Raw genomic sequence first — 26,560 nt, 5'->3', positions numbered from 1 at the left:
CGCAATGAGGCAGCGGGTGGACCTCCCCGCCGGCAAGGCGAAGGAGCTGAAAGGCCGCCGGATGATCGCCGCGGCAATGGTAAAGGGTCAAATGGGCAGGCCTAGCGGCCGAGAAGTGGGGCCTCTCATGTCGGCGGCGCCCTTGTCGATCCCTTCGGTACGGAGCTGACGCGTTTCCTGCATTGCCGCACGGATGAGGGGCACGAAGACGGAGGCCAGGACCGCGATGATCAAGCGGAGCTCTAGGGCCGCGGAATGCCGGCTGTCTGCAGCCCCAAGCCCAGAAGCCACCCCACAGGCAACAACCTCAGAGACGCGTAGACGACCAGGCGCCTCCGCTTGGGCGGCATGCCCTCGAGTGAATCCGGCGGCCATGATGGCCAGTCGTACTTGCTGCCATCATGGCCGCCGTGGCCATGAGCCCGTGGCCGTGCCCACAGACTACGCGCACCCCGGCGCTATGACCGGGCCTGCAACGCGCATCCATGGCGGCAACGGGTCGCTCCGGCGGCCCGTGCCGTTCGCCTGCGGTGGCGGTACATTTTCTGCGTGCCTCTCGCGACCGTGTCCTCTCACGAGTAGCCTTTCAGCATCACCAGAGGGGTCACCATGCGCATACTCCAGACAGCCACCGATGCCATCAACGTGGCCAGGATTGACCGGATTGCCTATCTCAACCGCGAAGAGCGGATCTTTCTGACGAGGACGACCGGCAGGCCGGACTATGCCACCCCGGACCAGGGCGAAGTCATTGCTGACATAGGGCGGGCAGTCCCCGTCACCCTGGTCTACGTTGAGGACCAGCTCGAAGGGAGCCTCATCGTCGCGCGCCTCACAGACCTGATCGCCAATTCTGACTCCTCGGTCATCAAATTCGCCGAGGTTCGAAAGGATGCCCGGGACAGGGTTGCTGAAATGCGGTACAGAGATTCCGACGGCGGCGAAGATGCTCGCGATGTGGACTCCACTGACTAGGGGCACTCCACACGGTGAGGACCCCGTCCTTTACAAGCGCGAAGGCATGGCTGCTGTGCCCCGCCGCGGTGAAGGTGAGAAGGAAACTTCCGAACCGGAGTAGTGACGTCGGACTCGTTGGCTGCCCCGGGGGAATAGCAGAACCTGCGAATGCCTTGTTCTATGTGGGGCACCGAAGACTGGCTGCCCTCATGAAAGGATTCCCTTGCCCACCGCCTTTATCCCGTTCACCATGCACGCCACCGTCCAAGAGGGCCACAAACGGTCCTTCCGGACCGACATCGAGCGGCTCACCGCAGGCCACCGAGGCTGGGCGCCTCTGGATGTCGTGAAGTCCACAAACACCAAGGCGTTTTTTCGCGGTGCCATCCCGCAAAGTGAGCACACCGTGACCGATGCGAGCCTGGCCCGCTACCTCGAGGACCGCCTCGTGGCCGACAACGACATCCACCTGGATCTCAGCGTCACCATCGAGCGCTAGCAGACGCCAACGCAAGCCCCGGACCAGACAGGTCCGGGGTTCTTTGTTTGTGGCCGGAAAGCCCCGAAACGCGGCCGTGACATGACCCCACCCGCGGGCACCGGATAGTATCGCTGGGGCGGCGCCGTGTGGCGGACGCAGTACTTGAGGAGTGAAGTGATGGATCTGGGGGCCACACGCGTCGAGGTATTCGTCGATGGCAGGGTAACAGTTGGCGGGGAGCCCATCGCTCCTCCTGACGGAATGGACCCATACTCAGCGGCTATTGCAGTCCTCGCCGAGTACGCCCGCAGTTCGGGTTCGCCGGCGCTTGCACATGCCGTTGACCACACCAATGGCCAAGAGGGCCGGTTCCGGGTGCTGGCCGATGGCACCGCAGAACCAGTCGCGGAGGCCGTTTTGCCTGCTGCGCGGGAGGATTTCCCGCGCACCGAGCAGCCGGCTCCTCGGCCGGACATGGACACAGCGCCCGGCGCCGCGGGAGAACCGTCGCCGTACGGAGCGCGCCACATTGAGACCCAGTTCGTCCGGCCGGACCGTCCGCGGCCAACCAGCGGAGTCCGGGGCGTTCTGTACTCTGCCACCGGCGGGTTTGTGAACCTGGGCCCCAGTGCCAAGGACCAGGATGAGGCGGAACTGGAACGCCGGATCGCCCGGCCACTGTCCGGCAGCTTCAACACCGCCGTCCTGAGCCTCAAGGGAGGCATCGGCAAGACGTCCACCACGGTGGGTGTCGGGATGATCCTGGCCGAGTACAGGGGCGACCACCCCTGCGCCATCGACGCCAACCCGGACAGCGGGGACCTCGCCGAGCGCGCCCTGGGCGAGATGCTTTACCAGAAGGTCAAGCCCAGAACCGTGACGGACATCGTTCGTGACATCGATGCCATCAGCTCACTGACCGCCCTGACCGACTACATGCACCACGCGAACCGGTTGCACCTCGTGGCCGGTGAGCAGGATCCTGCGTTGTCGGACGCACTGACCGCCGACGAATACCTCAAGATCAAGAAGCTCGTGTCACAGTACTATTCGGTCACCCTGACGGACTGCGGCACCGGCGTCTCCCATCCCGCGATGGCGGGGGTGCTGCCGGAGGCCACCAACCTGGTGATCGCGTCCGGCTATGCCGTGAGCGGAGCAAAGCGCGCCAGGAATACGCTGCAGTGGCTGGCCGAACACGGCTATGAAAATCTTGCGCGGAACGCGATCGTTGTGGTCACGGACAAGGACCAGGTGTCGAACCGCGTAAACAAACGCGCCATTGAAGAGCACTTGGCCGGCTACTGCCGGCGGCTCATCACCGTGCCGCACGACCGTGGCGTGGCCGACGGGGACCGCATTTCGCTGGACAAGATCTCAGCAGGGACGCGCCGGTCATACAAGGAAATTGCCGCCGCTATCGTGGACGGCTACGTCTAGGCCCGGATCCTGCACACACAAAAATCCTAGGCATCTGCTGCCAGGCCGAGCAGCAGACGCTCCCGAAGTACCAGGGCACGGCCCGCGTCCCAGCCGCCTGCGTCCTGGCCGGCCGCCTCAGGGAACCGGACCGCCAGGTGCCGCAGCGGCGGTGATCCCCGGAACTCGGCGCTGACGCCGTCGAGGGTGGAAAGATCTGGCCGTAGCTGGCGAACCAGGCCAGGCCCCATCAGTGCCAGTTGCGGCACGCGGAAACCGTCGTGGCCGGCCGGAACTGCGAGCCCGTCGGCACCGAAATGCAGCTCCACTCCGAACTCATGCGCGCCGCACGCCACCGCCACCTTCTCGGCACTCCGCCAGTCAGGATCTGCACGCGAAGGATCAGCACGCACCTCAGCGGAAACCATGGCATCAAAGGATTCCACGACGCCGGATCCGGTGCGGGCAACGGTCAGCGCGCCCGCAAAGCCCCGGCCGGAGAACAGCATCGTTGCCGACGGCATGTGCTTCCGGAACCATGTGGTCATGGGTGCCGTCTCCCAGGGCTGACCCAGCGGCTCGGCGGGCCCGGCGTACTCCGGCCTGCCGCCGGTGACGGCCTGCAGCATCCCTGCCGTGAAATCTCCGATGACGAGTTCATGGCTCGCCGCATGCAGGACGCTGCCATGAAGGACGACGGCGGGATGCGGCGCCGGTGCGTCGCCCGGCCCGCGCGCCGAGAAGGCGCCGCAGAGCCCGGTTCCGCTTGGGACTTCAGTCACCCAAGTGACGCCGGAGGCCTTGAGGAACGCCAGCAGCGGATAACTGGGTGCTGCCAGCGGCTGGGTCTGCAGGGCGACGACGCTGCCGGGGGCGGCTGCCCGGGCGGCGTCGCCGAGCTGGGCGCGCAGCGAACGGCTTAGCCAGGGGTGCGGCGCCGGCGCGGCCACAAGCAGCAGTGGCAGCGCCGCGTTCATGGTCCCCAGCCCGCGTTCAGGACCTGGTTGGCCTGCGGATCAACGACTAGCCCTTTGGTGCCAATCACAGTGATCATGAGGAAGGCGCGGACCGACTCGGCGGTTTCCTTGTCCGCGTCTTCCGACTCCGCATCTTCCTTGTCCACAGCGCAGCTGACTTCCGAGACCCAAGCGTCGCCCTTGAGCTGGCCGGCCACGTCGGCGCCGAAGATGCGCTGAAGTTCCTCGTTGGCGGTGCGTTGGGGTGCGCTGAGCAGCGCGAGGTCTTCACCGTTGAAAGCGATGATCAGGTCCGCAGAATTCTCTGCGGACACCAGCGTGAACTTGTTTTCAAACTGTGCCGAAGCCCGGTCGAAGAGCCCCAGCCGTGGATCCTGGTCTGAAATCAGGTGGAAGTCGTAACTCACGGCAGGGCGGCCTCGCTGTCGTGGTGGAAAGTCTGCAGTACCGTGGCGTGCCGTCCGGGGCGGAGTATCCTGGCGCGCCCGGTGACCAGCGGCATGGGCCGCTCTCCGTTGGCGATCACGCCTTCGGACCGGTCGCCGGAGAACATGACCACCGGGGCGCCGGCAGCGCGCAGTCCTGCGACGAACGGATCGTGCACAGTCAACGCCGCACCGCTGATCCTTCCAGTGACCAATGCAAACAGCCCGACGTCGGAACCCGAGGGCAGGTAACCGGCCAGTGGCCGCAGCGGCTGGCTGCCTGTTGCGGCAAGGATGTCGTAGTCGTCCACAAGCAGCACAATGCGGGGTGATTTCACAGGCGCGCCGGTGCCGTCGCCGAGCCGTTCCCTGACCTGGCCAGCGACAAAGTCGGCCAGCTGCGCGGCGCGCAGGCCGTTGGAGGCGTACTCTCCCAGATACTCATCCGGGATGAAATTCTGCAGCTGCTGCCGCGGATCGAACACGGCAAAAGCGAGTTGGCCGGGTTCATGCGTGGCGATGAGCTGGGTGGCGACGGTCTTCAGCAGGTTGGTCCGGCCCGTTTCCGGGTCGCCGAAGATCACGGCTCCGCGGTCTGATCCGAACAGGTCCAGATGCTCTGTTTCGGCGTCATGCTCACGGATGCCCAGTGCGACCGTGCCGGATACCGGGGCGCCTGCGGGCAGCCGGACGAGCGGCGGCAGAACCCGTACGGGGGGTGCCGTCCGGTCACTGAACTGCCGGAGGGCGTGGGTGAGTTCGCCCAGCTCGGCGGCGGAGTTGCCGGCGTCAGGGGCTTCGGCCAGGGACGGCAAGGCAAACTGGCCGATGGTTCTGTCCATGGTCAGTGCCCTTCCGGGCCGGTTCGGCCCCAGCGTGCTGGCGAGCCTGCGGTCAAGCGAGTCCGCGGGATCGGCGATGTGCAGTTCGATCCTGTTGCCGAGGAGCGATTGCCTGGTCATGCGGACCTCCGACCAGTTCCGGACACTCACTACCACGTGGATCCCCAGGGAGCTGCCGCGGGTCATGATGTCGTGGACTGCATCCTCGATTTCCGGGAACTCCGAACTCAGGCTGCCGAATCCATCGATCAGCAGGAACACGTCGGTGCAGCTGAGTTCTTCGAGCCGGCCTTTGCCGCGTGCCGACCGCATCGCCTGAACCGTGTCGAGCCTGTTCGCGTCAAACGCCGTCTGGCGGATGTTGAGGAGGCCCTGGACCTCCTCAATGGTGCGTCGGAGCAGTTCGCGGTTGCCGCGGCCGGCCACGCCGGCGCAATGCGGCAGGTCCGCCAGCCCGGCGAGGGCGTTGCCGAGCAGATCCACGGCATAGAGGTTGACGTCGGACACGCTGTGGCTCAGGGCCAGCGCAGCAGCGACGGTCCGCAGTGCCGTGGACCGGCCGCTTTGCGGCGCGCCGATCACTGCGAGATTGCCGCCGCGCGCTGTGAAGTCCAGATGCCAAGGGCCCTGCCACTGCCGCGCGGGGTCATCCAGTATCCCGACGGCGGGGGCCAGGTAACGGGGCTGGGCCAGCCGCGGCCCTGTGGAGGTCAGGTTCAGGGCGGCGCCGGTACCGTGCAGGGACACGGCAGCCGGAAGGGGCGGCAGCCACACCGGCGGTGTCATGCGCGGCTGCGCGGATGCGAAGCCGACGACGGCGGACAGGATGGTGGGGCGGTCCCCGGAACCGTCGGACGAGTGGGTTTCGGGCTGGATCGCGACGCTGGAGCCGTCGGGGGAGACGGCTCCGCCGGCTGGGCCGGCTCCCTGCAGTACGGGGAGCGGCGGCTGGGCCCCTAGCTTGAACAGCGTGACCGGGACGGCCTCCTCGGCGGGGGCGCCGCCGTCGTCGTCCTTCGACGGAAGGGCGCCGGACACGTACGCTGCCCGGAATCTCTTGAACACCGTGGTGTCCACCTTCAGGATTCCGTGCCCCGGTGTGCTGGGCAGGTGGTAGGCGTCCGGGACATCGATGATGGTGCGGCTTTCGCTTTCCGAGTTCGTGTGCAGCGCGATCCGGTAGGCAAGGTACGTGTCCAGGCCGCGGAGCATCCCTGATTCGACCTTCTGGGAGGCGAGCAGCAGATGGATGCCGATGGAACGGCCGATCCTGCCGATGGAGAGCAGCAGGTCGATGAAGTCTGAGCGGGCGGTGAGCAGCTCGCCGAATTCGTCGATGCAGACGAACAGATAAGGCAGCGGCTCCTGCAGTGCCGGGTTGCCCGGCGTCCGTTCCCGCGCCAGCCGGTAGTCGTTGATGTGGGCGAAATCGCCGCCGTGCTTGAGCAGTTCCTGACGCCGTTTGACCTCACCCGAGAGGCTGGAATGGATCCGGTCCACCAGGCTGGCGTCGCTCACCAGGTTGGTGACGAGGCCTGAGACATGGGGTGCGTCCTCAAAGGGGGCAAAGGTGGCGCCGCCCTTGTAGTCCACCAGGACCATGTTCAGGTCCTGCGGGGAATGCGTGGCGATCAGCGAAAGGACGATGGTGCGGAGCAGTTCTGACTTGCCGGACCCCGTCGCCCCCACGCATAACCCGTGCGGGCCCATGCCCTGCTGGGCCGGTTCCTTCAGGTCCAGGTGGACGGGGGCGCCGTCATCGTCTTCGCCGATGGCCACGCGGAGGAAATCGGGACCCCGGTCCGTGTGCCACAGGCGGAGCATTGCCTCGGCCGTGTACTCAGTGAGCCCCAGGGCTTCCGCGTAGCTGCGGGATGACTTGTGCTCGCCGAATTCGTGGGACATCTCGGACAGGCGCAGGGGCGCGAGGGCACGCGCCAAGCCATCGGCAACCTCGGGCGGCACCTCGTCGGCAATGCCTGTGACCATTTCACCGGTGGCCGTGGCCTCCACTGTCAGTGCATCAGATGAGACGGTCAGGCGAAGGTCAACGCGTTCGGGCTCGTGCTGCTGTTCCGTCAGCAGGTGGATCCTCGTGATCGCGAGCCGGTTCAGGTCAAGGCCGGCCGGCACGCCGGGAAGAGGCGTTGCGTTGTGTCCCGGCAGGTCCGAGATGACCACAAGGCGGGGCAGGGCGTCTGCCGGGAGCAGCTGGAAGTTACGGGCGGCACTGGTGAGGGCCGCCGCTCGTGCGTCCAGTGAGCTTCGCAGCAGTGGGGCCAGCTCCTGGAAGGACGCAGCCTGCCGGACGTTGCCACCCGTCTCCTGCAGGTGCGGCAGCCATTTGGCCCAGTCCCAATCGTCCAGCTGCCGTTCTCCGGCGACGATGGCCAGCTCCACATCCTCGGGGGAGTGGGCGGCTGCGAGCTGGCCCAGCAGGCTGCGGCATACCATCAGTGCCGCGGCGCGGTCACCGACGATTGAAACGTCGGAGACGGATCCCAGCGGCAGGGTCAGGGGAATATCCGGGGTGGACATGAACCGCTGCCGCAGCTGCTCGGCTTCGGAGAGCATGAAAGTGTCGGGCCGCTCCACCGCGTCGCCGCTGTCCTGGACCGTGATACTCCGCCGGGGGACGGCACCCGTGCCGAAACGCGTCATCAGGAAGTCCGGACTGGTCCGCCGCCGCTCCCACAGCCGGTGCGGATCATTGACCACATTTTCGACCAGCCGGGAGGCGGGCGGGTGTGCGGCGTTGGCCGAAGCCCGGGCACGGTGCTCCTCCGCTTCAAAGTCCTGCCGCCGCCGTCGCAGGTAGTCCAGGTAGAGGCGGCGTTTGGCCGCCCGCTGCCGCGTTGACTTGCCGCGCTGGGAAAACAGCAGCACCACGGAGGCCAGGACGGTGGCCACCATCATGATGGCACCGATGCCGGCCAGGGATGAACCGCGGAACAGCATCATGACGGTCACGGAGGTCGCGGCGCCCAGCATGGGTACAAGTGCCAGCAGGTTTGTGCCGCCACCGGTCGCCAGCTGCGGGGGCGCATCCAGCTGGGCGGCCTCCGAGGCCTGTTCGGGGAGGGTGGTCCGGGCCGGCCTGTGGACGATTCGGATAGTCATATCAGCTCCTGTTGGCTGCCAGCAGAGCCCGACCTGCCAGTTCCGTGGCGGCGATCCTGGTCCGTGAACCGAGCCTGCTGAGCTGGAGGGCGCCGCCTGAGGCCAGGTGGCGGTCGTAGGGCAGGCCGTCCGCGGCTGCCGCCCCGGCCTGCCGCGAGCGCACGGTGACGCTCAGCTGCTGGGCAGCCGGGAACGAATCCGCCAGGTCAGCGCGTATCTTGCCTAGGAGGGCCGCATCGGCGTCTCCCGGCGGAGTGACCAGCACGACGGCGTGCGCCGTCGACAGCAGCGCGGCCGAGTGGCGCGACAGCGGGGAGTGCCCGGCGTCGACCACCGTGACGGCCATGAACCGCGACAGGGTAGAGGACACATCAGTCCATTCCGCGACGCCGATTGGCGAGTCGGCCAGCGTCAGCACGTCCCGGCGGTCCGCGGCAAAGATCTGGTTTCCGCACAGGACCGCACAGGCCGTGGCGTCCGGCAGGGTCCGGACAGGTTGGGTACGCAGCTGATGCATCAGCGCGGACAGGGGCGCCGGTCCTGGCGCGCCCAGGTAGCGCAGAAGCCTCCCCGACTGGTCCGTGCTGTCCAGAGCCATGACGGTTTCCTGCCGGAGGCTGCCGAAGAGTTTCGCCAGGACCGCGGTCACCGTTGACGTACCGGCGCCGCCGGCAGTTCCGACGACGACGATCCGCCGTCCCGTGGTGATGGGCGCCTCGACAGCGGCGCTGGCCCGGATCAGGCGCTCCGACAGCGACCCGGATGTCACAGCGTCGGTGACTTCGAAGCGGATCCGTTCCCACAACGTGTCGCCGTTCTTTCGGTGGCCTGTTGAAGGGCTCGGCGCGGGATCGGGACGCGGCGTCGGAACGGGACGCGTTTCCACGACCGGTGCCTGCGCTCGCGGTGCCCGGGCTTGGGGTGGCGCAGGAACAGCGAGCGGTGCCGAAGGTCCAAATGGCGCGGCCGCAGCGGCGACCATGCCTGGAAAGCCAGCTGCCGCCGTCGTTGTTTCCGGCGGAGCAGCATCCTCTGGGGAGGCCAGCCGTCGCTCGGATGTCATGCCGAGAGGGAATCCGTTGCGGCGTTGGTCAGCCAAAGGTCTGTCCTAGCTGTGTGTAGGCTCCGGACAGACCGAGAACCAGTGGGATGGTGGAGAGCACGCAACAGAGTTCGATCCGTGCGGCGACCACGCGGAGGCGGGCTGCGGTCTGGTCCCGGACCCGGGCTGCGGAGGCTGCCAGCACGAGCACGCCCATTCCTGCAGCCCCGGCCAGCAGGAACGGCTGCTCCGCCGCACGGGCCAGCACAATGACGGAAGCAAGGAATCCGGCGGCGGCGGCGACATAGACGCCGGCGCGCTGTGCCAGCAGCGGCAGTGACAGTCCGCGGAACGTCAGCGCGCCCAGCAACGCGAGGGGCAGCAAGGCCGCCCAGACGGGCCGGTCCGCGGCAGTCGCGGTGACGGCTGCGGCGGTCGCCGTCACCGCGGACGAAATCAGGGTCCACCCCGTGAGCGCCCCGTGGGCCGAATGGATGGCGTCCAAGGTGCTGCGTCGGGTGATGCGCCTGCCTTGGCGTTGGTCGTCGTCGAGGCCGCTGAGACCCGCAATCGCCGTGGCCATCCGCGGGGCGACACCCAGCGTGAAGATGCCGGCAATACCCGCCAGCCCTGCGGCCAGAGGTGCATCGGACGTGCTCCAGTTGAGCAGCGCCCAGGTCCCGCCCAGCGCCGAGAGCAGTCCGGCGCTGGAAAGCCAGGGAACATACTTGCCCGTCCCCGCGGCCATGGCGGCCATGGCCAGAGTTATGGCGCCGACCGCCAACAGGGCTCCCGTGCCAGGATCCGCCGTGGCCCAGGCAGCCGTCGTCACAGACACGGCGGCGCCTGCAGCCGTCAACGCCACCCCGGCCGGCAGGGCACGCAGCCGCATGACGGGGACGCCGAGCAGGATAAGGGCCGCCGCGAAGAGGATCCCGGTCAGTGGGGCGGAGCCGCCGCCTGGTCCGGTGCCTTGCAGCAAGACGGCGGCGGTGCTGCTGCCGGCCAGTAGCAGTCCTGCGACTGCGGCCAGTCCGACCGTCCGCAGGGTGCCTGACCAGAGCGCGGGCATCCGCTCGGTGGCTGCCGCTGCAAACGACGGGACGTCGTAGACCTCCGGGGCAGGCGGCACATCGCGCTCATCACGCAAGTACAGCAGTGCGCCGTCGACGATCCCGGACTGCCGCAGTGTATGCGACACATCCAGGGTCGATCCCAGGCTGGTGGTCAGGACCGACGACGTGATGAGAGCGGGGGCCGTTCCACGCGAGGGCTGTGGCGGCGCGTCCGGGGGCCCATCGTGCAGGAGCGTGAGGATTTGGGGTATGAGCGAGGCCAGTGGCTCGTCTGATGGAAGCCGCAGGTCCAGATGCCGGTGAGCGGAAATGACCGTGACGCGGCTGAGGGCTGTGCTCAAGGGGTGATCCCATTCATCATGGCGGAGTGGATGGTGGCTGCGGAGCCGGCCTGCTTGCGGTTCTGGTCCTCCAACAGGCTGTGGACAAAGCTGTAGCCAACGCAGATCGCGGCGACGAGGGCAGCGATCAGCAACGATTGCAGGAGGCGGCCCGTTGCCGAGCTATAGCTCCGCTCCTGGGTGTTGCCGCCAAAGAGCAGTGAGTCGTCAAGCCTGTGCTTCCTGACGCGTGCTGATTCAAGTAGCCGGGCGTCATAGTCGTCTGCCACGAACGGGCCCCCTTCCATATCCGTTACCAGGGCACCCACAAACCTACCGCGGCACTATTCGGACTCCGCAAGTCACGCGTTGTAGGAGCCTGTTTAGTGCATCGACTGGACTTATGCGCCGGGATTCTCCATGCTGGTTAACGTGCCTTGGCGCCGTCCGGCGCCGGCGCGGTCTCATATTCCGGTGGGGGAGCTATGGCCATTTTTGATATGGGTGCCGACACGATCGGTAACCTGAACAAGCAGACTGACGTGTCGCATCAGGACCTCGGTGCCTTGGTCCGGCGTTTTGTGGATGCGGTGACGCCACTCGAGGGCCGTTTCAGCGGAGCAGGCAAGGCGTCGTTTGATGCCTTCAAGAACCGCTCCGATCTCGTGGCGTCCGAACTCAACGCGGCACTCGCCGCAATCGTGCACGGCCAGTCCGGGATGAACACAGCCTTCCAGCAGGGCGACCTGGCGGCCAGTGATAACGCCCGCCGTACGGAAGGGTCCGCGAACTTCGACGGCGCACGCTTCCAGGGCCGTGCCAACTGAGGCAGTTCCTGCCACCTGTCCGCAACAAATTTCCTTTGAATCCGGAACGGAGCAGGAGCCGCCGCAGGCTCCGACATACCCATGACTGCTAACCGCATCGCATACGACACCAACGTTTCCGCCCAGGTACAGGGCGACATTCAGGCGCTCGCCGCCCAACTCGAAGGCCTCATCGCCCAGCGCCAGTCCGACGTCAACCAAGCGATGGCCGACTTTCGCGCAGACGGCGTCGACGCCGAATACCAGGCGGTTGAGGCGCGGTGGGGCAACGCGGCGAACGAGGTCAAGGCAATCGTCGCGCTGGTCCGCAGCACGCTCGGCCTTAACGACGAATCCGCCTCCACGGCTGCCACCTCTGCCCGCAATGCGGTGCAGGGCATCGGCTAACGCGGTCGGATGTCCGGCTGATGACAGGCTCGTGGAACATCGACGTCGCTGCGACAGCGGCGACCATTAAGGCGACGGCCGCCCAGGTTGAATCCGTCCAGCCCGCACTCGTCGGCATGGGCAGGTCATTGGAGCAGGCAGCGGCAGCGATCCCGGGCGAAGCAGCCGTGGTGCTGGCCGCCCTGAATGATGTGCTGAACCTGGGAATAGGGCCCGCAGCCAATGAAGTGGTGGGACGGTCCGGGACCATCATCACGTCCACCGTGCAGGCAGTGAATTTCTACCAGCAGGGCGACCTTGCGATGGCCTCCTCGGCGCAGCGGAGTGCCGGTGCCGCGGCAGTGCTTGCGGGCGACGAGTCGGCAGGTTTCAAGAACGCCGGCTCGGCGACAGTTCAATGATGAGAATTTTAGTGAGGGGTTGAACGGCGAAATGGCTTTGGCTCCCGATGTCTGTGTTCAGACCGGATCGTCCGGACTGGATCCGAGCGGCGGCTTCCGCCTGCCCGACGTCGATGCCCTGGACGCTGCGGCGCATGGGCTGCAGCGGCACGCGGACGACTTCATGGCGGGCATCTCCTCCTCGGCCAGCCAATGGCAGGGGCTGGGGTCGTCGTACTCCACCGACGATGCTCCAACTGTTTTGGCCGCCTTCGGGAAGGTCACACCCGCCGCAGAACGGGTGCAGCGCGGCGGAACGGAGACGGCGACTGCCCTCACCGCGTTTTCTTCAACCTGCCGGGAGTTGAAGCAACGCTTGGAAGCCTACGGGCGGCGGGTTCATTCGCTGGATGCGGACATCGATTCGTTTCCCACCTCGGTGGAAGAGACCACGATGGTTAAGGGTGAGCAGGTCACCACGAACGTCACCCAGCACTGGAGCGGCGACGCCGACCTGACAGGCCGGCGCAACGCCCTTGCAGCTGACGTCGCGGCCATTCGCAGTGACTATAATGCGGCCCAAAACACCTGTGCGGCTACCTTGGCGGTGCTCTCCGGAGGAGACGTGCACACCGTGGCGCAGGCACCCATGACGGATCACCGGTCCGGAAACTGGGTGGATGACTGGCTGTGGGACGCCGGCACGTTCGTGGGTATCGACCACCACGACGAAGAGCAGCCCTGGGGCATGCAGACCGTCCCGTACCGCCCGAACGGGGTTTTGGGGTTCCTGCAGGGTGTGGGCGCAGGGGCGGTGGAACTTGTGGACGGTGTCTGGTCCCTGACTGGCACTGGAAACCAGGCAAAGCGCGATCAGGCCTGGGGTGGCATCAACACCCTGGTCACCAATCCAGGTTCTGTGGACTGGGGGTCAGTTCTTTCATCGTTTGCGCATTTGGACGAAGCGGGCACAAACCAGAATTGGGCCATGGGCGCTGCGATATTCAACACCGCTTCCTTGTTCGTTGGCGGCGGGGCCGGCGCCGCAGTGAAGTCCGGGACGGTCGCCAGTAAGGCCGGGCTGGCGGCGGAGAAACTCAGCATCGCGACGATGGACAGTGCCCGGCTTGGAAAGGTCTCCGCCCTGCTCGGGACCACGGCCCAAGGGCTCTATTCCACCGGAACGGTCCTGTCAAAGCCCGGTTCGCTGGCACTGAAAGTTTCCGACCTCGTCATGCCACAAACAACCGCCAACGTTCTGGACGCTCTCACCAAAGTCAAGGTAGGTGCGTGGATGGCAGCTGAGAAAGCGCCGGTGGCCGTCTGGGACCATGCGGTGGTCCGTCCCTTGGAAGGTGCGTCGACGCTCCTGCGAGCGACCGATCAGGCGATCCCGAAAGTTGCCGTTTCACCCGGCGGTGCAGCCAGCCTTGGACACGGATCAATGGGTCGAATGGCCGACAGCCTGGACTCGGCCGCGGCACATGTCCGCGCGGCCAAGGTTCCCGAGACGCCCATGGCGCAGGTTGTCAGCCCCGTTGAACACTTTCCAAAACCCGAGACTGTCACGCAGACCATCGTGGTCCGGCATGGGGAGGCGAATTTCCCGGTCAGCAAGAGGGATAGCTTCGCCGACCGCGTGGGACTCAAGCCCAACGCGGAGTACGTGGTTGAACACCGCACAACGATGAACCACGTGACCCATGAACCCGTGGACTCGATTGAGAAGTACTACACGGATGCCACCGGCAAGGTAGTCAGGGTAGACACCTACGCTGGAGTCCGCGGTGCGTGGTCCCCGGAGCTCAATAAGCCGGTGCCGAATGTGACCTACAACGTGGTGGCGAAGGTCGACGGAGACCTCGAAAATACATTCACCTACGCAACTGACGCCACGGGACATGCCCAGAGTGTTTCGGGCCGCATCACGTCGACCTTTGCCGGGAACATGAACCGAAACGCCTGGCAGCAGCTGCTGGCAGGAAAGCGAGTCGGCGGACCGGCCTACGAGGGTGGGCATTCAGTACCCTCGTTCCTAGGGGGTGCAGGGGAACGAATCGGCCTGTTCGCCCAGCACCAGTTCCAGAATCGCGGCGCCGGTGTGCCTAACGCCGGCGGCCCCGCGTTCCACGAGTTGGAGCGTACGATGAGGGACGACGTCAAGCAACGACTGGCGGCCGGCCAGGCGGTAGATGTGAGCTGGTCCATGGAGAACGTGCCCGGGCCTAAGCCCGGAATGCCGCACTCCATTGCTGTTGGGTACGAGTTCGCGGGCGAACGCGAAGTCTTCGACGTCTTCGATAACCTCGTTCAGGGAGTGAAGTAGGTGCCAGATTTTAGCCAGTCGGCCGGGACAGCTGAGGTGCAGACGGCCCTCCAAGCTCTCCAGAGAACGTGCATGGGGCCGGATGGCGCCTTTGCCGACGTCGACGAGTTGGTCATCACGCAATCCACTTTTGCGGGATTCTCACACCGATACGGGGACATGAGGACCGGGGACACGTGGGCCTTTACTACGGGCCGCCACCGCATTCCGGTCTCTGAGCTGGCCTGGCTCGGCGAGTTCAAGAAGAGCGCGTTTCGTCCCGGTTTCGGTAGCTGGATCACGGTACGCGTCCATGTATTTCCCGATGCACCTGGATTCGTTGAGGTTTTCGACGAGGAAATTCCGGCTTCCGGAGGTGCCGGCGGAGTCGCATCCCGGCGAGTCGGAACGGCGGGCGTACTGACTTCGGAGTTATTGGCATTTCCCCGTACTGTCGACCACATTCCTCAGTGGATGTGGGATGTTTTTCGCGCCGACGGCGTTTCCCCTCCGGTGTACAACGCCGATATGAAAACTGTCGACTGGGATAACAAACGTCTGCCCGTGTCCGATACCGGCACGGATTTCTCTGTGGATCCCGTGGTCATTGATCCGGCAAAGGAGCCCGGCGTCTTTTCAAAGATCAGCAAGAAGATTTTCGGGAAATGGGCTGATCGGTAGTTGCCGGCGGACGACCACCGGGACCGGTCGCACCGCGCCCCTTGAAGTACGACGGGCTTCGGAGGAGGATTTGCGGCAAAACTCCAGGAGGCCCTCATGACCCAGCTTGGCAAGTTTGAGAAGTACCTGATCGAGGAATTCTTCGACGATTACCGCGCTGGCGCCATGACCCAGCACACATTCACTCGCAGGGTCGCATTCGTCACCGGCAGCATGGCAGCAGCATCGGCCGCGATGCTGCTGGTCGGTTGCTCGCCGAATGAAGTTCCGCGCAGCACCGATCCCATGCCCACCCCGGCGCCTTCGTCGTCGCTTCCCGGGAGCGCGGCTTCCGCCGGCGCAGTACCGGGGGCGAAAAGCCCCCTTTCCGTTCCTGAGGGTGCGGCAGGCCTGGTGACGGCCACGGTGCGATTCCCTGCCGGCGGAGCAGACGTCAGCGGCTACCTTGCCCGCCCCGAGGCCAGTAAGGCAGGGCCCGCTGTACTGGTCTGCCATGAGAACCGCGGGCTGACCCCGCATATCCAGGACGTGGCACGCCGGTTCGCCAAGGCCGGATATACAGCGTTGGCGCTGGACCTGCTGAGCAGGGAGGGAGGCACGGCGAGTTTGGACCGGGATGCCGTCCCTGGGGCACTGACCAAGGCCGGAGCACAACGCCACGTGGCGGACTTTTCCGCCGGTTTCGACTACCTGCAGTCCCAGGACTTCGTAGATCCGGACCGGATCGCCATGACCGGCTACTGCTTCGGCGGCGGCATCACCTGGCAGGCGGCGACGGAGCTGACTGGTCTGAAGGCAACCTCGGCGTTTTACGGACCCGCTCCCGATCTGGACAAGGTCCCGTCCATCAAGCCGGCGGTCTTTGGCGTGTATGCGGAACTTGACGACCGGATTACCGGCGCGATGCCGGCGTTCCGGGATGCGCTGGCCGCCACAGACGTCCGCCACGAGCTCAAGGTATATCCCGGCGTCGACCACGCGTTCCACAACGACACCGGAGATCGCTACAACGAAACGCAGGCGACCGCCGCCTGGAACGACACACTGGCCTGGTTCGGCAAGTACGTCTGACGGTGCGCGCGTTGGCGCAGAGGCGTCCATGTGGCCCGTATGCTCATGACGACTAGGTTGCGTCCCGCACGTTACAGCGTCCGCTGCCGGCTGGGGAATGTGATCCTGTCAAGGTCCTTCGCGGCCACGACTGTTGCCCCGCCGGCGCATGCCCGGGCCTGCCCGGCAAGCAGGTTAACATCCCCATAGCGGGACGAGAAGTGGGTGAGGACGAGCGTGCCGACTCCGGCTGCGGCAGCCAGTTCGCCTGCCTGCCCGGCGGTGAGGTGGGCAAACTGGGCGGCCAGGTCGGCGTCGTCGTCACTGAACGTGGATTCCGCCACCAGCAGGTCAGCTCCTTCCGCGAGTTCCTCTGCGCCCCAGCACGGCGCCGTATCCATGACGAAGGCGAAACGCTGACCGCGCCGACGGACGCTTACCTCGTTGAGGTGCACTCCGCGCAAGCTGCCGTCTCTCTGCAGGCGGCCGATGTCCGGCCCTGCAATGCCGGCCGCTGCGAGCCGGTCCGGGAGGAGTGTGTGGCCGTCCGGCTCGGTGAGCCGGTAGCCGTAGGTCTCGACGCGATGCTTAAGTGGCCGCATTTCCAGCCCCGGCGCGATCTGTCCGGGACCCGAGTGCGGGTGCAGTCGCAGGTCAAGGCGTGGAGGCGTGACGGACACGAGCGCCCGGACCACGTCCTCGCCGGAGGCTGGATAGTGCAGGTGCACCGGATGCGCCACGCCGTCCAGAACCATACGCGAAAGCACTCCGGGCAGCCCAAAGCAGTGGTCGCCGTGGACATGAGTGAGGCAGATGCGCGTGATTTGGCTGGCCGAGACTCCGGCGTGGATCATCTGCCGCTGAGTGCCTTCCCCCGGGTCGAAGAGCAGGCCCTCGCCGTCCCACCGCAGCAGGTAGCCGTTGTGGTTGCGGGTCCGCGTCGGAACCTGGGAGGACGTGCCAGGGACGACCAATTCACGCATGAAAGTGAGTGTCTCACCGGCTCGCGGCGCAGGGCCATCGTGCGCGGCAACTTCATGGGGCGCTGGGGCACAATACTTCATATCTCTAATGGGCTGCGCGCGGGTTGGCGAAAACAAATCGGCGGCAACAACGTGGCTCATGGCGGGATTATGAAAAGATCAACCATGCGTCCGATGCAGCTCTCCAGCAAACTCCAGAACGTCCGGTATGAACTCCGAGGACCCCTGCTCCAGACGGCCAAGCAAATGGAGGCCGAGGGACACAGGATTCTCAAAATGAATCTGGGGGACACCGCGCAATTCGGACTTGAAGCGCCCGAATCCGTAGTGGTGGACATGATCCACCACTTGCGCGGCGCCCAGGGCTACAGCGATTCCAAGGGCATCTTCTCGGCCCGCACCGCCATCTCACAGTATTACCAGACCAGGGGTCTCCTGCAGATTGGCGTCGAGGATATATTCATTGGCAACGGTGTCAGCGAACTCATTTCCATGAGTCTTCAGGCATTCATGGAAAACGGTGACGAAGTTCTCATCCCTGCTCCCGATTACCCCTTGTGGACCGCAGCCGTTTCGCTCACCGGCGGCAAACCCGTGCATTATCTGTGCGACGAGGACGAAAACTGGTGGCCGGACATGGCCGACGTCGAGGCGAAGATCACCCAGCGCACTAAAGCGATCGTTATTATCAATCCGAACAACCCCACCGGGGCCGTCTATCCGCGGCAGGTTCTGGAGCAGTTCGCCGCCCTGGCACGCAAGCACAACCTCGTCCTTTTCTCCGACGAGATTTACGAGAAAATCCGCTATGAGGACGCCGAGCACATCCACACTGCCGCAGTGGCGGACGATGTCTGCTGCCTAACGTTCAGCGGTCTGTCCAAGGCGTACCGCATGCCCGGCTACCGCGCTGGCTGGGTGGCCGTCACCGGTCCGCACGCGGCGACGCTGGCTTACCGCGAAGGGCTGGAACTGCTGGCTTCCCTCCGCCTGTGTCCCAACGTCCCTGCCCAGCACGCGATTCAAACCTGTCTCGGCGGCTACCAGAGCATCGATGCGCTGATCCGGCCCGGGGGAAGACTGCGGGAACAGCGTGACCGAGCGCTGAAACTGCTCACCGCCATACCCGGCGTGACGTGCGTCCCCGCTGCGGGAGCAATGTATTTGTTTCCACGCCTTGATCCAGAGCTCTATCCGGTAAAGAACGACGAGCAGTTTGTCCTGGATCTGCTGCGGGACCAGAAGATCCTGGTTTCGCACGGAACGGCGTTCAATTGGCCCGAGCCTGACCATTTCCGCTTCGTCATCCTTCCATCCGTGGAAGACATCGAGGAAGCAGTGCGCAGAATCTCCGCGTTCCTTGCGGCCTACCGGAGCAGTTAGCAACTGAAGGGGAGCGAACTGTTGAGTGAAATTGTTGATCGACTGGCGGCGGCAATGAACGCCCATGACCTCGAAGCGGCAGCCGCGCTGTTCCACGAGGACTACCGAAGCGAGCAGCCGGCGCATCCTGGCAGGGCCTTCGTTGGCCGGGCCCAAATGCACGCAAACTGGCGGGCGATGTTTGCCGGCATTCCTGATTTCCGCGCGGAAGTGGTCCGTTCAGTCGACGACGGCAACACCACATGGAGCGAATGGTTGTGGTCCGGAAACCGCACTGACGGGCAGCGGTTCCAGGTCCGTGGGGTGACCCTTTTCGAAGTGGCTGGAGACTTCATCACCGCAGGCCGCCTCTACCTTGAAAATGTCGAGCGCGAAGATGTGGGCATCCAGCAAGCGGTGCAGGACCTGTCCGGACGCCGACCCGGCCGCTCAGGGGACTGAGCAGGCAGGCCCTGGGCGGTGCGGAAGCTGCCCCGATGCTCCTCCCGCTCCCGGTTTGAGGGAGGGGAGGAAACAGGGACCCGCCAGGCCTGCGTTGGTGCCCGTCTTACTTGTAGACGCGGACCCAGTCGACCTGCATCTGAGAAGGCGTGGTGCGTGCCCCGTTCGGGAACCAGTCGAGCTGCAGTGTCTGGTGCATGGCAACCGACGGCAGGTGCGCCCGGTTGGTGTCGGTGAAGGTCTTCACGCCGTCGATGTATCCGGTGATGCCGGAAGGAGTCCATTCCACCGCGTAGTTGTGCCACTGCGTCGTATCAACGGCCTTCGCCATCGTGGTCTGGGAACTGGAGCCGCCGCAGGCGTAGTGCAGGAAGAACTTCATCTTGGTGGTATCAGAGGTGCCCTCGGCATAGTCGATCTCGGAGCATTTCGGTCCCGTGCTGCTGTTGGGCCAGAGGATCAGGACCGGATGGTACTGCGGTGCCCGGGCGCTGGTCCTCATGCGGGTTTCCCATCGGCCGTACTTTTGGCGCCCGAACTTTGCAGACATACCGCCGGTGGTGCCGGCCGAGTCACCCTTTACCGTGGCCACGCCGTTGGCGACGGACCAGGCCTTCGCGCTGCGGACACCCTTGCCCGCGTGCCCTGAACCCTTGTAGACGCTCCATTTTGTGGCGTCCGGTGCACCGGCGCGGGAGAACTCGTCGCCCGCAAGGACCCGGCCCCAGCGCAGGCTTGTGGCGGCCTGCTTGTCTGTGCTCGCTGTGGTGAGGTAGGAGGCGGGCACAACCGTCGTTGCCGCAGCGCCGCGTGCGTAGGACGCGGGGGCTGCAGCACCCGCGGCTGGATCGGCGGCAACCGACGGGCTGGTGGTGCCGGTTGCAGATGGCGCGACGCTGCACCCGGTCAGGGACAGGGCGCCGATGGCAATGGCTATGGCGAGCTTGTTCTTGGACAAAAGAGGACCCCTCCGGGCATAGGAATGGCGCACACGAACCACAGCCGGGGTGTGATGACGCATGCGGAAGTTCTTCGGCCCCCTTTACGGGAGCCGGGGCGGCAACGGTGCCGCCCGACGGGTCCAGAGCCCTGCGTTCAGGCATCCGGGGCCCGGTTTTCGGGCCAGCCCTCCGGGCCAGTCGCCAACGTTACCTGTTCGTGACCATTGACTGCAAACCGAAATCGGTTGACAGGATGGAATCGAGTGCTTGGCAATGTCCGGTCGCATGGGAATGGTCACCATGCAGGAGCAGGCGTCGGCTGGCGATTTTGACGTTTCGGGCGCAACGGCCCCGTGGGACCGACGCTGCCGTTCAGCGCGGGCTCTGCCCGCTACCGATCAGCGCTATTGGCGCATCTAACGGCGCCTGCATGCAGCGGGCTCCCGGTGTTCAAGCGTCCGAGGGATCGGTGGCCAGGTTCCCTGGTCACCGATCCGGGAAGCCGGCCCACCGATCCGGGAAGCCGGCCCACCGATCCGGGAAGCCGGCCCACCGATCCGGGAAGCCGGCCCACCGATCCGGGAAGCCGGCCCACCGATCCGGGAAGCCGGCGCGGACCCAAAGACTGCAGGCAAAAACCGCGTCGGGAGCCGGCAAGGCGGCGCAGTAAGGCTAGTCCGCCGCCTTGGCGAAGGTGGCAGCGCTCAGGAACTCGATGCCCGTAAACGAGTCGTCTCCTTCGACCCAGGCGTCGTGGCCTGGCGGGATGGTGTACGAATCGCCCTGAGTGATGTTGATACGTTTCCCATCAGTCGTTTCGACGACCAGTTTCCCGGCGACGCAGAAGCCGACGTGGCTGTTCTGGCACGAGTCGGTATTGACCACGGGCTTGATTGACTCGGACCAACGCCATCCGGGCTCAAATGTGAGCCGGCCAATGGTGTAGTCGCCAACCGTGACGACGTCGACCGCGGCCTTATCCGGGCGGCGCTTTTCGTCAGGGGTGTTGTGTGACTTCACATCCAGCTGAGTGACAACGTTAGTGGGCATTGCACTCCTTCTTTCAACGTGGGGTGGATATGGGCCGTCAGGTCAGATACTGAAACCCGACAGCAGAATGAGCACGCGCGCGCAGATTTCGCGGCAAACCATTCACCAGATTGCGTACGGTGACAGCCTCCTCCGTTCGGTCGCAGTTGTCGATACTCCACGATCGAGGCCGGGACTCAATGGCCGGGGGTGCCCTTGCGCTGATGATCAACCGACGGGATGCCCGTGGTCGCAGGTGGTTTCACCGGGCCTGACCTCATGCCCCTGGATGCAGGTCACGCCGGGAGGCGACGGCGTGTCATGCGCGATGAAGAACAGGCTGCTGTTGCCGTGGCTGAACTGGCTTTCTTCGCGCTGCAGCCATGAGGTGGTTTTGTGCCTGTGCTTCTTCGAAGCCTCAGAGTCATCGTGCTGTAGGTGCCGAAACGGGTTCGTGACCACGGCGACCTCGACCTTTCAATATTCCGTCGCTGCCTCTGCGCAGTGAAAGAGCCGGTGCAACGAGTATAGGCGCGGCCGTCGGCTCGGATAAGCCCTCACAATTGACCAAGACACGTGCATCAGGGGGATTAGACGTCGCGGCGCGGGACCGGAAAGAATAGTCAGGTGAGTGAGGCTGGCGAGTTCATCGACATCGCCCTTCAACGTGAAGGTGCGTGGCATCGGGCCGAAGATATGCGTCTCAAGCTTGGCGACGATCTTCAGTTCTACGGCTCCTCGGTTGGGGCGGTGCGGGGCGCCATCCGCGATGCCCTCCGCCGCCACTCCGACCTGACGCACGACGAGGTCACCGCATTGAGTTCAGAGCTCTGGGCTGTGCCGGTTTTTGAACGCCGCCTCGCCGCCGTCGTACTGCTTCAATCCAAAGTGCGGCTACTGATGAACTCAGACCTGACCCGTATCGAAGGCTTTGTCAGGACAGCACGATTGCGCGACTTGGTCGATCCTTTGGCGGTGGACGTCGTTGGTCCCCTGATGGAGGGTCTCGACGCTCAGGGTAGGGGACGGGCTGACGCTGTGCTGGACCGGTGGGCGGAGGAGTCTGACGTCTGGTTGCGCCGTGCTGCCCTCTTGGCGCCGCTGCGGGCACTTCGGCGCGGCAGGGGTGACTGGGACAGGTTCTCGAGCCAGGCGAGGACCATTCTCGAGGAACCCGCGGGCGATGGCCCCGAGTGCAGGGCAGCCCGTGAGGCAATCTCCTTCGTACTGGATGAAGTGGCGAAAAGCCGGCCGGAGCTGCGGCTTTCGACCGGCTTATAGGTCCGCGGCTGTACCCGAAGCCGCTTAGGCGCTGACCGTTTCCGGCTCGGGCTGGACGCTCTGCTGCGCCGACGGCATGGTGTGGATGTGCTGGCGGAGCGGGTGGAACTGGCTTGGGCCAAGTCCGCCGAACTCGTACGCGGTCTCGGCGTGCTCGGTCAGGTCTACGCCCGTGACCTCGTCCTCATGGCTGACACGGAAGCCGATGGTCTTGTGGAGGGCGATGCCGATGACGGCCGTCATGAACGCGGACAGTGCAAGGGTGATGAGGACGGCAACAGTCTGGGCAACGAGCTGCTGGATGCCGCCGCCGTAGAAGAGGCCGCCGCCTTCGCCGTTGCCGGGCAGGGCGATGAAGCCCAGGGCCAGTGTGCCGACAAGCCCGGCACCGAGGTGGACACCGACGACGTCGAGCGAATCGTCAAATCCAAACTTGTACTTCAGCTCCACGAACATGGCCGAAGCAAACCCGGCAACCAAACCGAGGGCCACCGCGGCGACAGGACTGACGTTGGCGCAGGCGGGAGTGATGGCGACCAGGCCGGCGACGGCGCCGGACGCAGCACCCAGCGAAGTCGGGTGGCCATGGCGGACTTTTTCGGTGACGAGCCAGCTGAGCATCGCCGCTGCCGGAGCCGCAAGCGTGTTGATCCAGATCAGTCCGGCCTGCTCGGCGGTGGTGGCTGCGCCGGCGTTGAAACCGAACCAGCCGAACCAGAGGATCCCCGCGCCGAGCATGATGAACGGGACGTTGTGCGGCCGGTGGCTGGCGTCCTTGCCGAAGCCGTGGCGCTTGCCGATGATGAGGGCAAGAACCAGGGCAGCGATGCCGGAGCTGATTTCGACGACGGTGCCGCCGGCGAAGTCGATGACCTGTCCGAAGACTGCGCTGACCGCTCCGCCGTGGCTCATGAGGCCGCCGCCCCAGACCATGAAAGCGAGGGGGCAGTAGACGGCTGTGATCCAGAGCGGGACGAAAATGACCCAGGCGGTGAACTTCGCCCGGTCTGCGATGGCGCCGCTGATCAGGGCCACGGTGACCATGGCGAACGTTCCGCTGAAGCCGGCCTTGATCAGGTCAGAACCAACGATGTTGGAGAGGCCGAAACTGGCGAACGGATTGCCGAACACGCCCAGGAAGCCTTCGCCGCCGCTCATCGAATAACCCCAGAGGACCCAGACGACTCCGACAATCCCCGCCGAGACGAAGCTCATCATGATCATGTTGAGGGCAGCCTTCGCACGGGTCATGCCGCCGTAGAAGAGGCCCAGACCTGGGGTCATGAGTAGAACGAGTGCCGCCGACACCATTACCCAGACGTTTCCCGCAGTGAGTTCCACCCGTGTGTCCCTTCGCATCAAGTTTGCCAACCGGGCTCCGATGATGCCGGCCGATTTCCCCCGTATCGATACTCGTGGACGTTTGTTTCAGGCCATGGCAAGCCGAGTTACGTCAACGTTTCAGAAATCGTCCTAAAGTAAAGCCCGCATGACAGCTCTGTTTCCGGAATGTTAACGGGGCCGCTTGAGGCGCGGCCTTATTGGGCATTTGCAAGGTCTCTGCCGCGGAAACATGGGCCTTGGCCGGAATGGCTCGGTGAAAACACGTCCAGCAGCGGTTCATTGCGGCTGCGTGAACGGCTCCTAACCGGGCATCCGGAGTGGCCGTGCGGCGGCGGGGATGTTGACCGCCACCTCGCGGCGCGCCCACGATGGCGTATGTGCAGTGCGGGAAACCCGTCTGTACAGTGCGGGAACCCCGTCGACGACCGAGGAGCAGCTGTGGATGATCCCTATAACCTTGATCGCTTTCTGACCGCCCAGAACGACGGCGGCACCTACGATCACGCACTGGCCGAGCTGCGGGGCGGCAGCAAGAGAGGTCACTGGATGTGGTTCGTGTTCCCCCAGATTGCCGGGCTGGGCCAGAGCGCCACGTCCAGGCTGTACGCCATCTCCTCGCTGGATGAGGCGCGGGCTTACCTCCGGCATCCGGTGCTCGGCCCGAGGCTGACCGAGTGTGCGGACGCAGTGGCCGGGCTCAAGAACCGGACGGCGGGACAGATTTTCGGCGGCATCGACGCGCAGAAGCTGCATTCTTCCGTGACCTTGTTCTTGCGCGCAGCAGCACCAGCGGAACCGGCCTTCCAGAAAATTCTTGATCAGTACTTCCAGGGAACGCCTGACTCCGCAACGGACGAATTGCTGGCGGAACAGCGACCTCGCCGCTGACCCCTTCTTGGGGGTGAGCGGATGGGCTGAGCGGCCAGGCAGGCGTTGTAGCCGGGTCCGGCGCTTCGGGGGGAGTGCGCCCGGACCCGGCAGTCCCTCATCGACGGTTCGCGGCTTCCTTCAACTTCAGGACACAGCTACTCTCACTGCTGTCTCTTGGGAAAAGCCCGGGCTTCAGACCCGATCTGGTGGTCCGTCCCGCACCCCCCAAATGGGGGGGCAGCCCATATTCTGCAGCCATCCGCCCGACTCCTTCTCCGGTCGGGTCGCCGGTCCTACACTGGAAACACGAGCCGGTCCGCAGCCAGCGGGGGCACGACGGAAGGACAGTCATGGGTCTGGGCGACAAGATTGATAACGCAGCAGAAAAGCTTGGCGGCAAGGCCAAAGAAGGCGCTGGCAAGGCCAGAGACGATGAAGGCCTCGAAGCGGAAGGCAAGGCCGACCAGGCCAAAGCCGACATCAAGCAGGCTGGCGAAAAGGTCAAGGACGCCTTCAAGCACGACTGACCTCGACCAGTTCCACGTCCAGCAGGCGGCCGTCGCCGACGGCGGCCGTCATGTACGTGCACACGGGCTGGCGCCGGCGGTCGGTGGGTGAGCCGGGGTTGAGCAGGCGCAGGCCACAGCCCGACGTCGTGTCCCAGGGAATGTGCGAGTGGCCGAAGACCACGACGTCTGCGTCCGGGAAGAGCGCTTCGCAGCGATCTTCCCGCCCTTTCGCCGGCCCGGTCTCGTGGATCATGCTGAAGCGCACGCCGTCCAACGTGACGCTGGCCGTCTCGGGCAGCCGCTGCCGCACGTCGCCGCCGTCGTTGTTGCCCCATACACCGATCAGCCTGCGGCTGCGCCGCTCGAACTCGTCCAGTAGTTCCGCCGTCACCCAGTCCCCGGCGTGGAACACCACGTCCGCTTCGGCGACGGCGGCCCACACCTGTTCAGGCAGCGTCCTGGCCCGCTTGGGGACGTGGGTGTCGGAAACGAGAAGCAGCCGCAGGCTCATCAAAGCATCTTCCCATGGGGCACACTGGAACGATGGAGAATATGGTTTCGCCGCCGCCCGGAGATCCCCGCCGCCCGTTCGGCCCGCGTGATCCCGGCGACGCCTGGGTGGAAGGGGAGCGCGGGCGATTCTGGGGCCGGTTCGGTTCAGCAGGGCTCCTGGCCCATGATGCGGAGAAGGGCATCCTGCTGCAGCACCGCGCCACGTGGAGCGACCACGGCGGTACGTGGGGCCTTCCCGGCGGCGCGCTCCATCAGGGAGAGGACCCTGTCACCGGTGCACTCCGGGAAGCCTTCGAAGAGGCCGCTGTCCCGGAGGAGAACGTCAGGGTCCTGTTCACCTCTGTGTTCGACGTCGGCTACTGGTCCTACACGACTGTCGCGGTCGTCGTCCTGGAGCCGTTCGAAGCCGCCATCACCGACCCCGAAAGCATTGAACTGAAGTGGATCCCCGTCGACGATGTGGCCGGGCTCAACCTTCACCCCGCCTTCGCTGCGTCTTGGCCAGCACTCAGCGAGAAACTGCTCGAGCACGAACGGCCGGTGCTTCATGACTGACCCGCTGCTGCATGATTGATGTCGAGCGGTTCCGGATGCTTCTTGAAGCGGAACGAGCCCGCAAACTCGCCCTGCTGCCCGCGCTCCGCGCCGACATTGCCTCGGCCAACGCCGCCCGCCAGAACTCCAATGTCGACGACGAGCACGATCCTGAAGGCGCCACTATCGCCTTCGAACTGTCCCAGGCCTCGGCACTGCTGGACCAAAGCAGGTCCGGCCTGACACAGGTCGAGGCCGCCCTGGAGCGGATCTCCGCAGGCACTTACGGTTCATGCTCCATCTGCGGGGAGCAAATCGGGGAGGGGCGGCTTGAGGCGCGGCCGTGGACGCCATTTTGCATCCGTCACGCGCGGGGCAAAGCCTGACGAAACACGGCCCGTCATCCTGTCCTGACGGCCTGTTCCGAAGATGGGGCCAGCACC

28 protein-coding genes are annotated in these 26,560 nt (G+C 65.3%); 16 read left to right on the top strand and 12 right to left on the bottom strand.

Going from position 1 to position 26,560, the window contains the following annotated elements:
- Nucleotides 1–609: 609 nt before the first annotated feature.
- From AC1DD3_RS08175 to AC1DD3_RS08165, 3 genes are all read left to right on the top strand, one after another.
- Entirely contained in the window at nt 610–975 is a 366-nt protein-coding gene (locus AC1DD3_RS08175) for a hypothetical protein (protein WP_230118076.1), read from the top strand.
- A gap of 205 nt (nt 976–1,180) precedes the next feature.
- The gene (locus tag AC1DD3_RS08170; protein WP_230118075.1) at nt 1,181–1,456 is read left to right on the top strand and encodes a hypothetical protein; all 276 of its coding nucleotides are present in this window, start codon (nt 1,181–1,183) and stop codon (nt 1,454–1,456) included.
- Nucleotides 1,457–1,615: 159 nt separating this feature from the next.
- A complete protein-coding gene (locus tag AC1DD3_RS08165) occupies nt 1,616–2,878 on the top strand; it encodes a MinD/ParA family ATP-binding protein (protein WP_230118074.1) in 1,263 nt (420 codons plus the stop codon).
- Between the two features lie 26 nt (nt 2,879–2,904).
- On the opposite strand, the gene AC1DD3_RS08160 is transcribed toward AC1DD3_RS08165, so the two are convergent.
- The 6 genes from AC1DD3_RS08160 to AC1DD3_RS08135 all read right to left on the bottom strand — a co-directional run bounded on the left by AC1DD3_RS08160 (nt 2,905) and on the right by AC1DD3_RS08135 (nt 10,949).
- The gene (locus tag AC1DD3_RS08160) at nt 2,905–3,834 is read right to left on the bottom strand and encodes a DUF6177 family protein (protein ID WP_476881388.1); all 930 of its coding nucleotides are present in this window, start codon (nt 3,832–3,834) and stop codon (nt 2,905–2,907) included.
- Nucleotides 3,831–4,241 carry a hypothetical protein gene (locus AC1DD3_RS08155; protein ID WP_230118072.1) on the bottom strand — a complete coding sequence of 137 codons (411 nt, stop codon included), beginning with the start codon at nt 4,239–4,241 and terminating at the stop codon, nt 3,831–3,833. The genes AC1DD3_RS08160 and AC1DD3_RS08155 overlap by 4 nt, the downstream gene beginning before the upstream one ends.
- Nucleotides 4,238–8,221 (bottom strand): type VII secretion protein EccCa, encoded by a 3,984-nt coding sequence (gene eccCa / locus AC1DD3_RS08150; protein WP_476881387.1) that lies wholly within the window; start codon nt 8,219–8,221, stop codon nt 4,238–4,240. Before eccCa ends, AC1DD3_RS08155 begins: the two co-directional genes overlap by 4 nt.
- Nucleotide 8,222: 1 nt before the next feature.
- A complete protein-coding gene (locus tag AC1DD3_RS08145; protein ID WP_230118070.1) occupies nt 8,223–9,107 on the bottom strand; it encodes a CpaE/TadZ family protein in 885 nt (294 codons plus the stop codon).
- Nucleotides 9,108–9,312: 205 nt separating this feature from the next.
- On the bottom strand, nt 9,313–10,680 hold the full coding sequence (locus AC1DD3_RS08140; RefSeq protein WP_476881386.1) for an EsaB/YukD family protein: 1,368 nt from the start codon (nt 10,678–10,680) through the stop codon (nt 9,313–9,315).
- Nucleotides 10,677–10,949: a hypothetical protein gene (locus tag AC1DD3_RS08135; RefSeq protein ID WP_230118068.1), complete on the bottom strand. Its 273-nt coding sequence runs from the start codon at nt 10,947–10,949 to the stop codon at nt 10,677–10,679. The genes AC1DD3_RS08140 and AC1DD3_RS08135 overlap by 4 nt, the downstream gene beginning before the upstream one ends.
- 195 nt (nt 10,950–11,144) lie before the next feature.
- Here AC1DD3_RS08135 and AC1DD3_RS08130 point away from each other — a divergent pair, with 195 nt between their 5' ends.
- The 6 genes from AC1DD3_RS08130 to AC1DD3_RS08105 all read left to right on the top strand — a co-directional run bounded on the left by AC1DD3_RS08130 (nt 11,145) and on the right by AC1DD3_RS08105 (nt 16,310).
- Entirely contained in the window at nt 11,145–11,486 is a 342-nt protein-coding gene (locus AC1DD3_RS08130) for a hypothetical protein (RefSeq protein ID WP_230118067.1), read from the top strand.
- 81 nt (nt 11,487–11,567) lie between these two features.
- Nucleotides 11,568–11,873 (top strand): pore-forming ESAT-6 family protein, encoded by a 306-nt coding sequence (locus tag AC1DD3_RS08125; protein ID WP_230118066.1) that lies wholly within the window; start codon nt 11,568–11,570, stop codon nt 11,871–11,873.
- 20 nt (nt 11,874–11,893) lie between these two features.
- Nucleotides 11,894–12,274 (top strand): DUF6507 family protein, encoded by a 381-nt coding sequence (locus AC1DD3_RS08120; protein WP_230118065.1) that lies wholly within the window; start codon nt 11,894–11,896, stop codon nt 12,272–12,274.
- A gap of 31 nt (nt 12,275–12,305) precedes the next feature.
- Nucleotides 12,306–14,579 carry a DNA/RNA non-specific endonuclease gene (locus tag AC1DD3_RS08115; protein ID WP_476881385.1) on the top strand — a complete coding sequence of 758 codons (2,274 nt, stop codon included), beginning with the start codon at nt 12,306–12,308 and terminating at the stop codon, nt 14,577–14,579.
- A 72-nt stretch (nt 14,580–14,651) separates the two neighbouring features.
- Nucleotides 14,652–15,239: a hypothetical protein gene (locus AC1DD3_RS08110; RefSeq protein WP_476881384.1), complete on the top strand. Its 588-nt coding sequence runs from the start codon at nt 14,652–14,654 to the stop codon at nt 15,237–15,239.
- 96 nt (nt 15,240–15,335) lie between these two features.
- Nucleotides 15,336–16,310 (top strand): dienelactone hydrolase family protein, encoded by a 975-nt coding sequence (locus AC1DD3_RS08105; RefSeq protein WP_476881383.1) that lies wholly within the window; start codon nt 15,336–15,338, stop codon nt 16,308–16,310.
- Nucleotides 16,311–16,381: 71 nt separating this feature from the next.
- On the opposite strand, the gene AC1DD3_RS08100 is transcribed toward AC1DD3_RS08105, so the two are convergent.
- Nucleotides 16,382–17,272 (bottom strand): ribonuclease Z, encoded by an 891-nt coding sequence (locus AC1DD3_RS08100; RefSeq protein WP_476881382.1) that lies wholly within the window; start codon nt 17,270–17,272, stop codon nt 16,382–16,384.
- A gap of 165 nt (nt 17,273–17,437) precedes the next feature.
- Between AC1DD3_RS08100 and AC1DD3_RS08095 the strand changes: the two genes are divergently transcribed.
- Both AC1DD3_RS08095 and AC1DD3_RS08090 read left to right on the top strand, forming a co-directional pair.
- Complete coding sequence (locus AC1DD3_RS08095; protein ID WP_230118084.1) at nt 17,438–18,655, top strand: pyridoxal phosphate-dependent aminotransferase; 1,218 nt, start codon at nt 17,438–17,440, stop codon at nt 18,653–18,655.
- Between the two features lie 21 nt (nt 18,656–18,676).
- Nucleotides 18,677–19,096, top strand: coding sequence for a nuclear transport factor 2 family protein (locus AC1DD3_RS08090; RefSeq protein ID WP_230118060.1), 420 nt, complete (start codon nt 18,677–18,679; stop codon nt 19,094–19,096).
- A 106-nt stretch (nt 19,097–19,202) separates the two neighbouring features.
- Here the strand turns inward: AC1DD3_RS08090 and AC1DD3_RS08085 are convergent, their stop codons facing one another.
- The 3 genes from AC1DD3_RS08085 to AC1DD3_RS08075 all read right to left on the bottom strand — a co-directional run bounded on the left by AC1DD3_RS08085 (nt 19,203) and on the right by AC1DD3_RS08075 (nt 21,528).
- Complete coding sequence (locus AC1DD3_RS08085) at nt 19,203–20,054, bottom strand: glycoside hydrolase family 16 protein (RefSeq protein WP_230118059.1); 852 nt, start codon at nt 20,052–20,054, stop codon at nt 19,203–19,205.
- A 655-nt stretch (nt 20,055–20,709) separates the two neighbouring features.
- Nucleotides 20,710–21,087 carry a cupin domain-containing protein gene (locus AC1DD3_RS08080; protein WP_230118058.1) on the bottom strand — a complete coding sequence of 126 codons (378 nt, stop codon included), beginning with the start codon at nt 21,085–21,087 and terminating at the stop codon, nt 20,710–20,712.
- 207 nt (nt 21,088–21,294) lie between these two features.
- On the bottom strand, nt 21,295–21,528 hold the full coding sequence (locus AC1DD3_RS08075; protein WP_230118057.1) for a hypothetical protein: 234 nt from the start codon (nt 21,526–21,528) through the stop codon (nt 21,295–21,297).
- A gap of 165 nt (nt 21,529–21,693) precedes the next feature.
- Here AC1DD3_RS08075 and AC1DD3_RS08070 point away from each other — a divergent pair, with 165 nt between their 5' ends.
- Complete coding sequence (locus tag AC1DD3_RS08070; RefSeq protein ID WP_230118056.1) at nt 21,694–22,347, top strand: DNA alkylation repair protein; 654 nt, start codon at nt 21,694–21,696, stop codon at nt 22,345–22,347.
- 24 nt (nt 22,348–22,371) lie between these two features.
- Here the strand turns inward: AC1DD3_RS08070 and AC1DD3_RS08065 are convergent, their stop codons facing one another.
- Nucleotides 22,372–23,706 (bottom strand): ammonium transporter, encoded by a 1,335-nt coding sequence (locus tag AC1DD3_RS08065; RefSeq protein ID WP_476881381.1) that lies wholly within the window; start codon nt 23,704–23,706, stop codon nt 22,372–22,374.
- A gap of 423 nt (nt 23,707–24,129) precedes the next feature.
- On the opposite strand from AC1DD3_RS08065, the gene AC1DD3_RS08060 reads away from it, so the two are divergent.
- Both AC1DD3_RS08060 and AC1DD3_RS08055 read left to right on the top strand, forming a co-directional pair.
- Nucleotides 24,130–24,579, top strand: a complete 450-nt coding sequence (locus AC1DD3_RS08060; protein ID WP_476881380.1) for a DUF1810 domain-containing protein — start codon at nt 24,130–24,132, stop codon at nt 24,577–24,579.
- A gap of 332 nt (nt 24,580–24,911) precedes the next feature.
- Entirely contained in the window at nt 24,912–25,088 is a 177-nt protein-coding gene (locus AC1DD3_RS08055; RefSeq protein WP_230118053.1) for a CsbD family protein, read from the top strand.
- Here AC1DD3_RS08055 and AC1DD3_RS08050 read toward each other — a convergent pair.
- Nucleotides 25,075–25,581, bottom strand: coding sequence for a metallophosphoesterase family protein (locus AC1DD3_RS08050; protein WP_230118052.1), 507 nt, complete (start codon nt 25,579–25,581; stop codon nt 25,075–25,077). The genes AC1DD3_RS08055 and AC1DD3_RS08050 overlap by 14 nt on opposite strands.
- Before the next feature lie 32 nt (nt 25,582–25,613).
- Here AC1DD3_RS08050 and AC1DD3_RS08045 point away from each other — a divergent pair, with 32 nt between their 5' ends.
- Both AC1DD3_RS08045 and AC1DD3_RS08040 read left to right on the top strand, forming a co-directional pair.
- Nucleotides 25,614–26,138 carry an NUDIX domain-containing protein gene (locus AC1DD3_RS08045; RefSeq protein ID WP_230118051.1) on the top strand — a complete coding sequence of 175 codons (525 nt, stop codon included), beginning with the start codon at nt 25,614–25,616 and terminating at the stop codon, nt 26,136–26,138.
- Nucleotides 26,139–26,149: 11 nt separating this feature from the next.
- A complete protein-coding gene (locus AC1DD3_RS08040) occupies nt 26,150–26,503 on the top strand; it encodes a TraR/DksA family transcriptional regulator (RefSeq protein WP_230118050.1) in 354 nt (117 codons plus the stop codon).
- Nucleotides 26,504–26,560 lie beyond the last annotated feature (57 nt).

It is taken from the genome of Arthrobacter sp. 05T444, from assembly GCF_056395905.1.
This window is presented reverse-complemented; position numbering and strand designations above follow the sequence as displayed.

Excerpts from the sequence above, each read along its gene's own strand:
- AC1DD3_RS08105 (WP_476881383.1), top strand. The coding sequence starts at position 15,336 with ATGACCCAGCTTGGCAAGTTTGAGAAGTACCTGATCGAGGAATTCTTC.
- AC1DD3_RS08050 (WP_230118052.1), bottom strand. The coding sequence starts at position 25,581 with ATGAGCCTGCGGCTGCTTCTCGTTTCCGACACCCACGTCCCCAAGCGG.
- AC1DD3_RS08175 (WP_230118076.1), top strand. The coding sequence starts at position 610 with ATGCGCATACTCCAGACAGCCACCGATGCCATCAACGTGGCCAGGATT.
- AC1DD3_RS08080 (WP_230118058.1), bottom strand. The coding sequence starts at position 21,087 with ATGCCCACTAACGTTGTCACTCAGCTGGATGTGAAGTCACACAACACC.
- AC1DD3_RS08165 (WP_230118074.1), top strand. The coding sequence starts at position 1,616 with ATGGATCTGGGGGCCACACGCGTCGAGGTATTCGTCGATGGCAGGGTA.
- AC1DD3_RS08110 (WP_476881384.1), top strand. The coding sequence starts at position 14,652 with ATGGGGCCGGATGGCGCCTTTGCCGACGTCGACGAGTTGGTCATCACG.
- AC1DD3_RS08120 (WP_230118065.1), top strand. The coding sequence starts at position 11,894 with ATGACAGGCTCGTGGAACATCGACGTCGCTGCGACAGCGGCGACCATT.
- AC1DD3_RS08055 (WP_230118053.1), top strand. The coding sequence starts at position 24,912 with ATGGGTCTGGGCGACAAGATTGATAACGCAGCAGAAAAGCTTGGCGGC.
- AC1DD3_RS08095 (WP_230118084.1), top strand. The coding sequence starts at position 17,438 with ATGCGTCCGATGCAGCTCTCCAGCAAACTCCAGAACGTCCGGTATGAA.
- AC1DD3_RS08125 (WP_230118066.1), top strand. The coding sequence starts at position 11,568 with ATGACTGCTAACCGCATCGCATACGACACCAACGTTTCCGCCCAGGTA.
- AC1DD3_RS08065 (WP_476881381.1), bottom strand. The coding sequence starts at position 23,706 with ATGCGAAGGGACACACGGGTGGAACTCACTGCGGGAAACGTCTGGGTA.
- AC1DD3_RS08100 (WP_476881382.1), bottom strand. The coding sequence starts at position 17,272 with ATGCGTGAATTGGTCGTCCCTGGCACGTCCTCCCAGGTTCCGACGCGG.
- AC1DD3_RS08040 (WP_230118050.1), top strand. The coding sequence starts at position 26,150 with ATGATTGATGTCGAGCGGTTCCGGATGCTTCTTGAAGCGGAACGAGCC.
- AC1DD3_RS08130 (WP_230118067.1), top strand. The coding sequence starts at position 11,145 with ATGGCCATTTTTGATATGGGTGCCGACACGATCGGTAACCTGAACAAG.
- AC1DD3_RS08115 (WP_476881385.1), top strand. The coding sequence starts at position 12,306 with ATGGCTTTGGCTCCCGATGTCTGTGTTCAGACCGGATCGTCCGGACTG.
- eccCa (WP_476881387.1), bottom strand. The coding sequence starts at position 8,221 with ATGACTATCCGAATCGTCCACAGGCCGGCCCGGACCACCCTCCCCGAA.
- AC1DD3_RS08045 (WP_230118051.1), top strand. The coding sequence starts at position 25,614 with ATGGAGAATATGGTTTCGCCGCCGCCCGGAGATCCCCGCCGCCCGTTC.
- AC1DD3_RS08160 (WP_476881388.1), bottom strand. The coding sequence starts at position 3,834 with ATGAACGCGGCGCTGCCACTGCTGCTTGTGGCCGCGCCGGCGCCGCAC.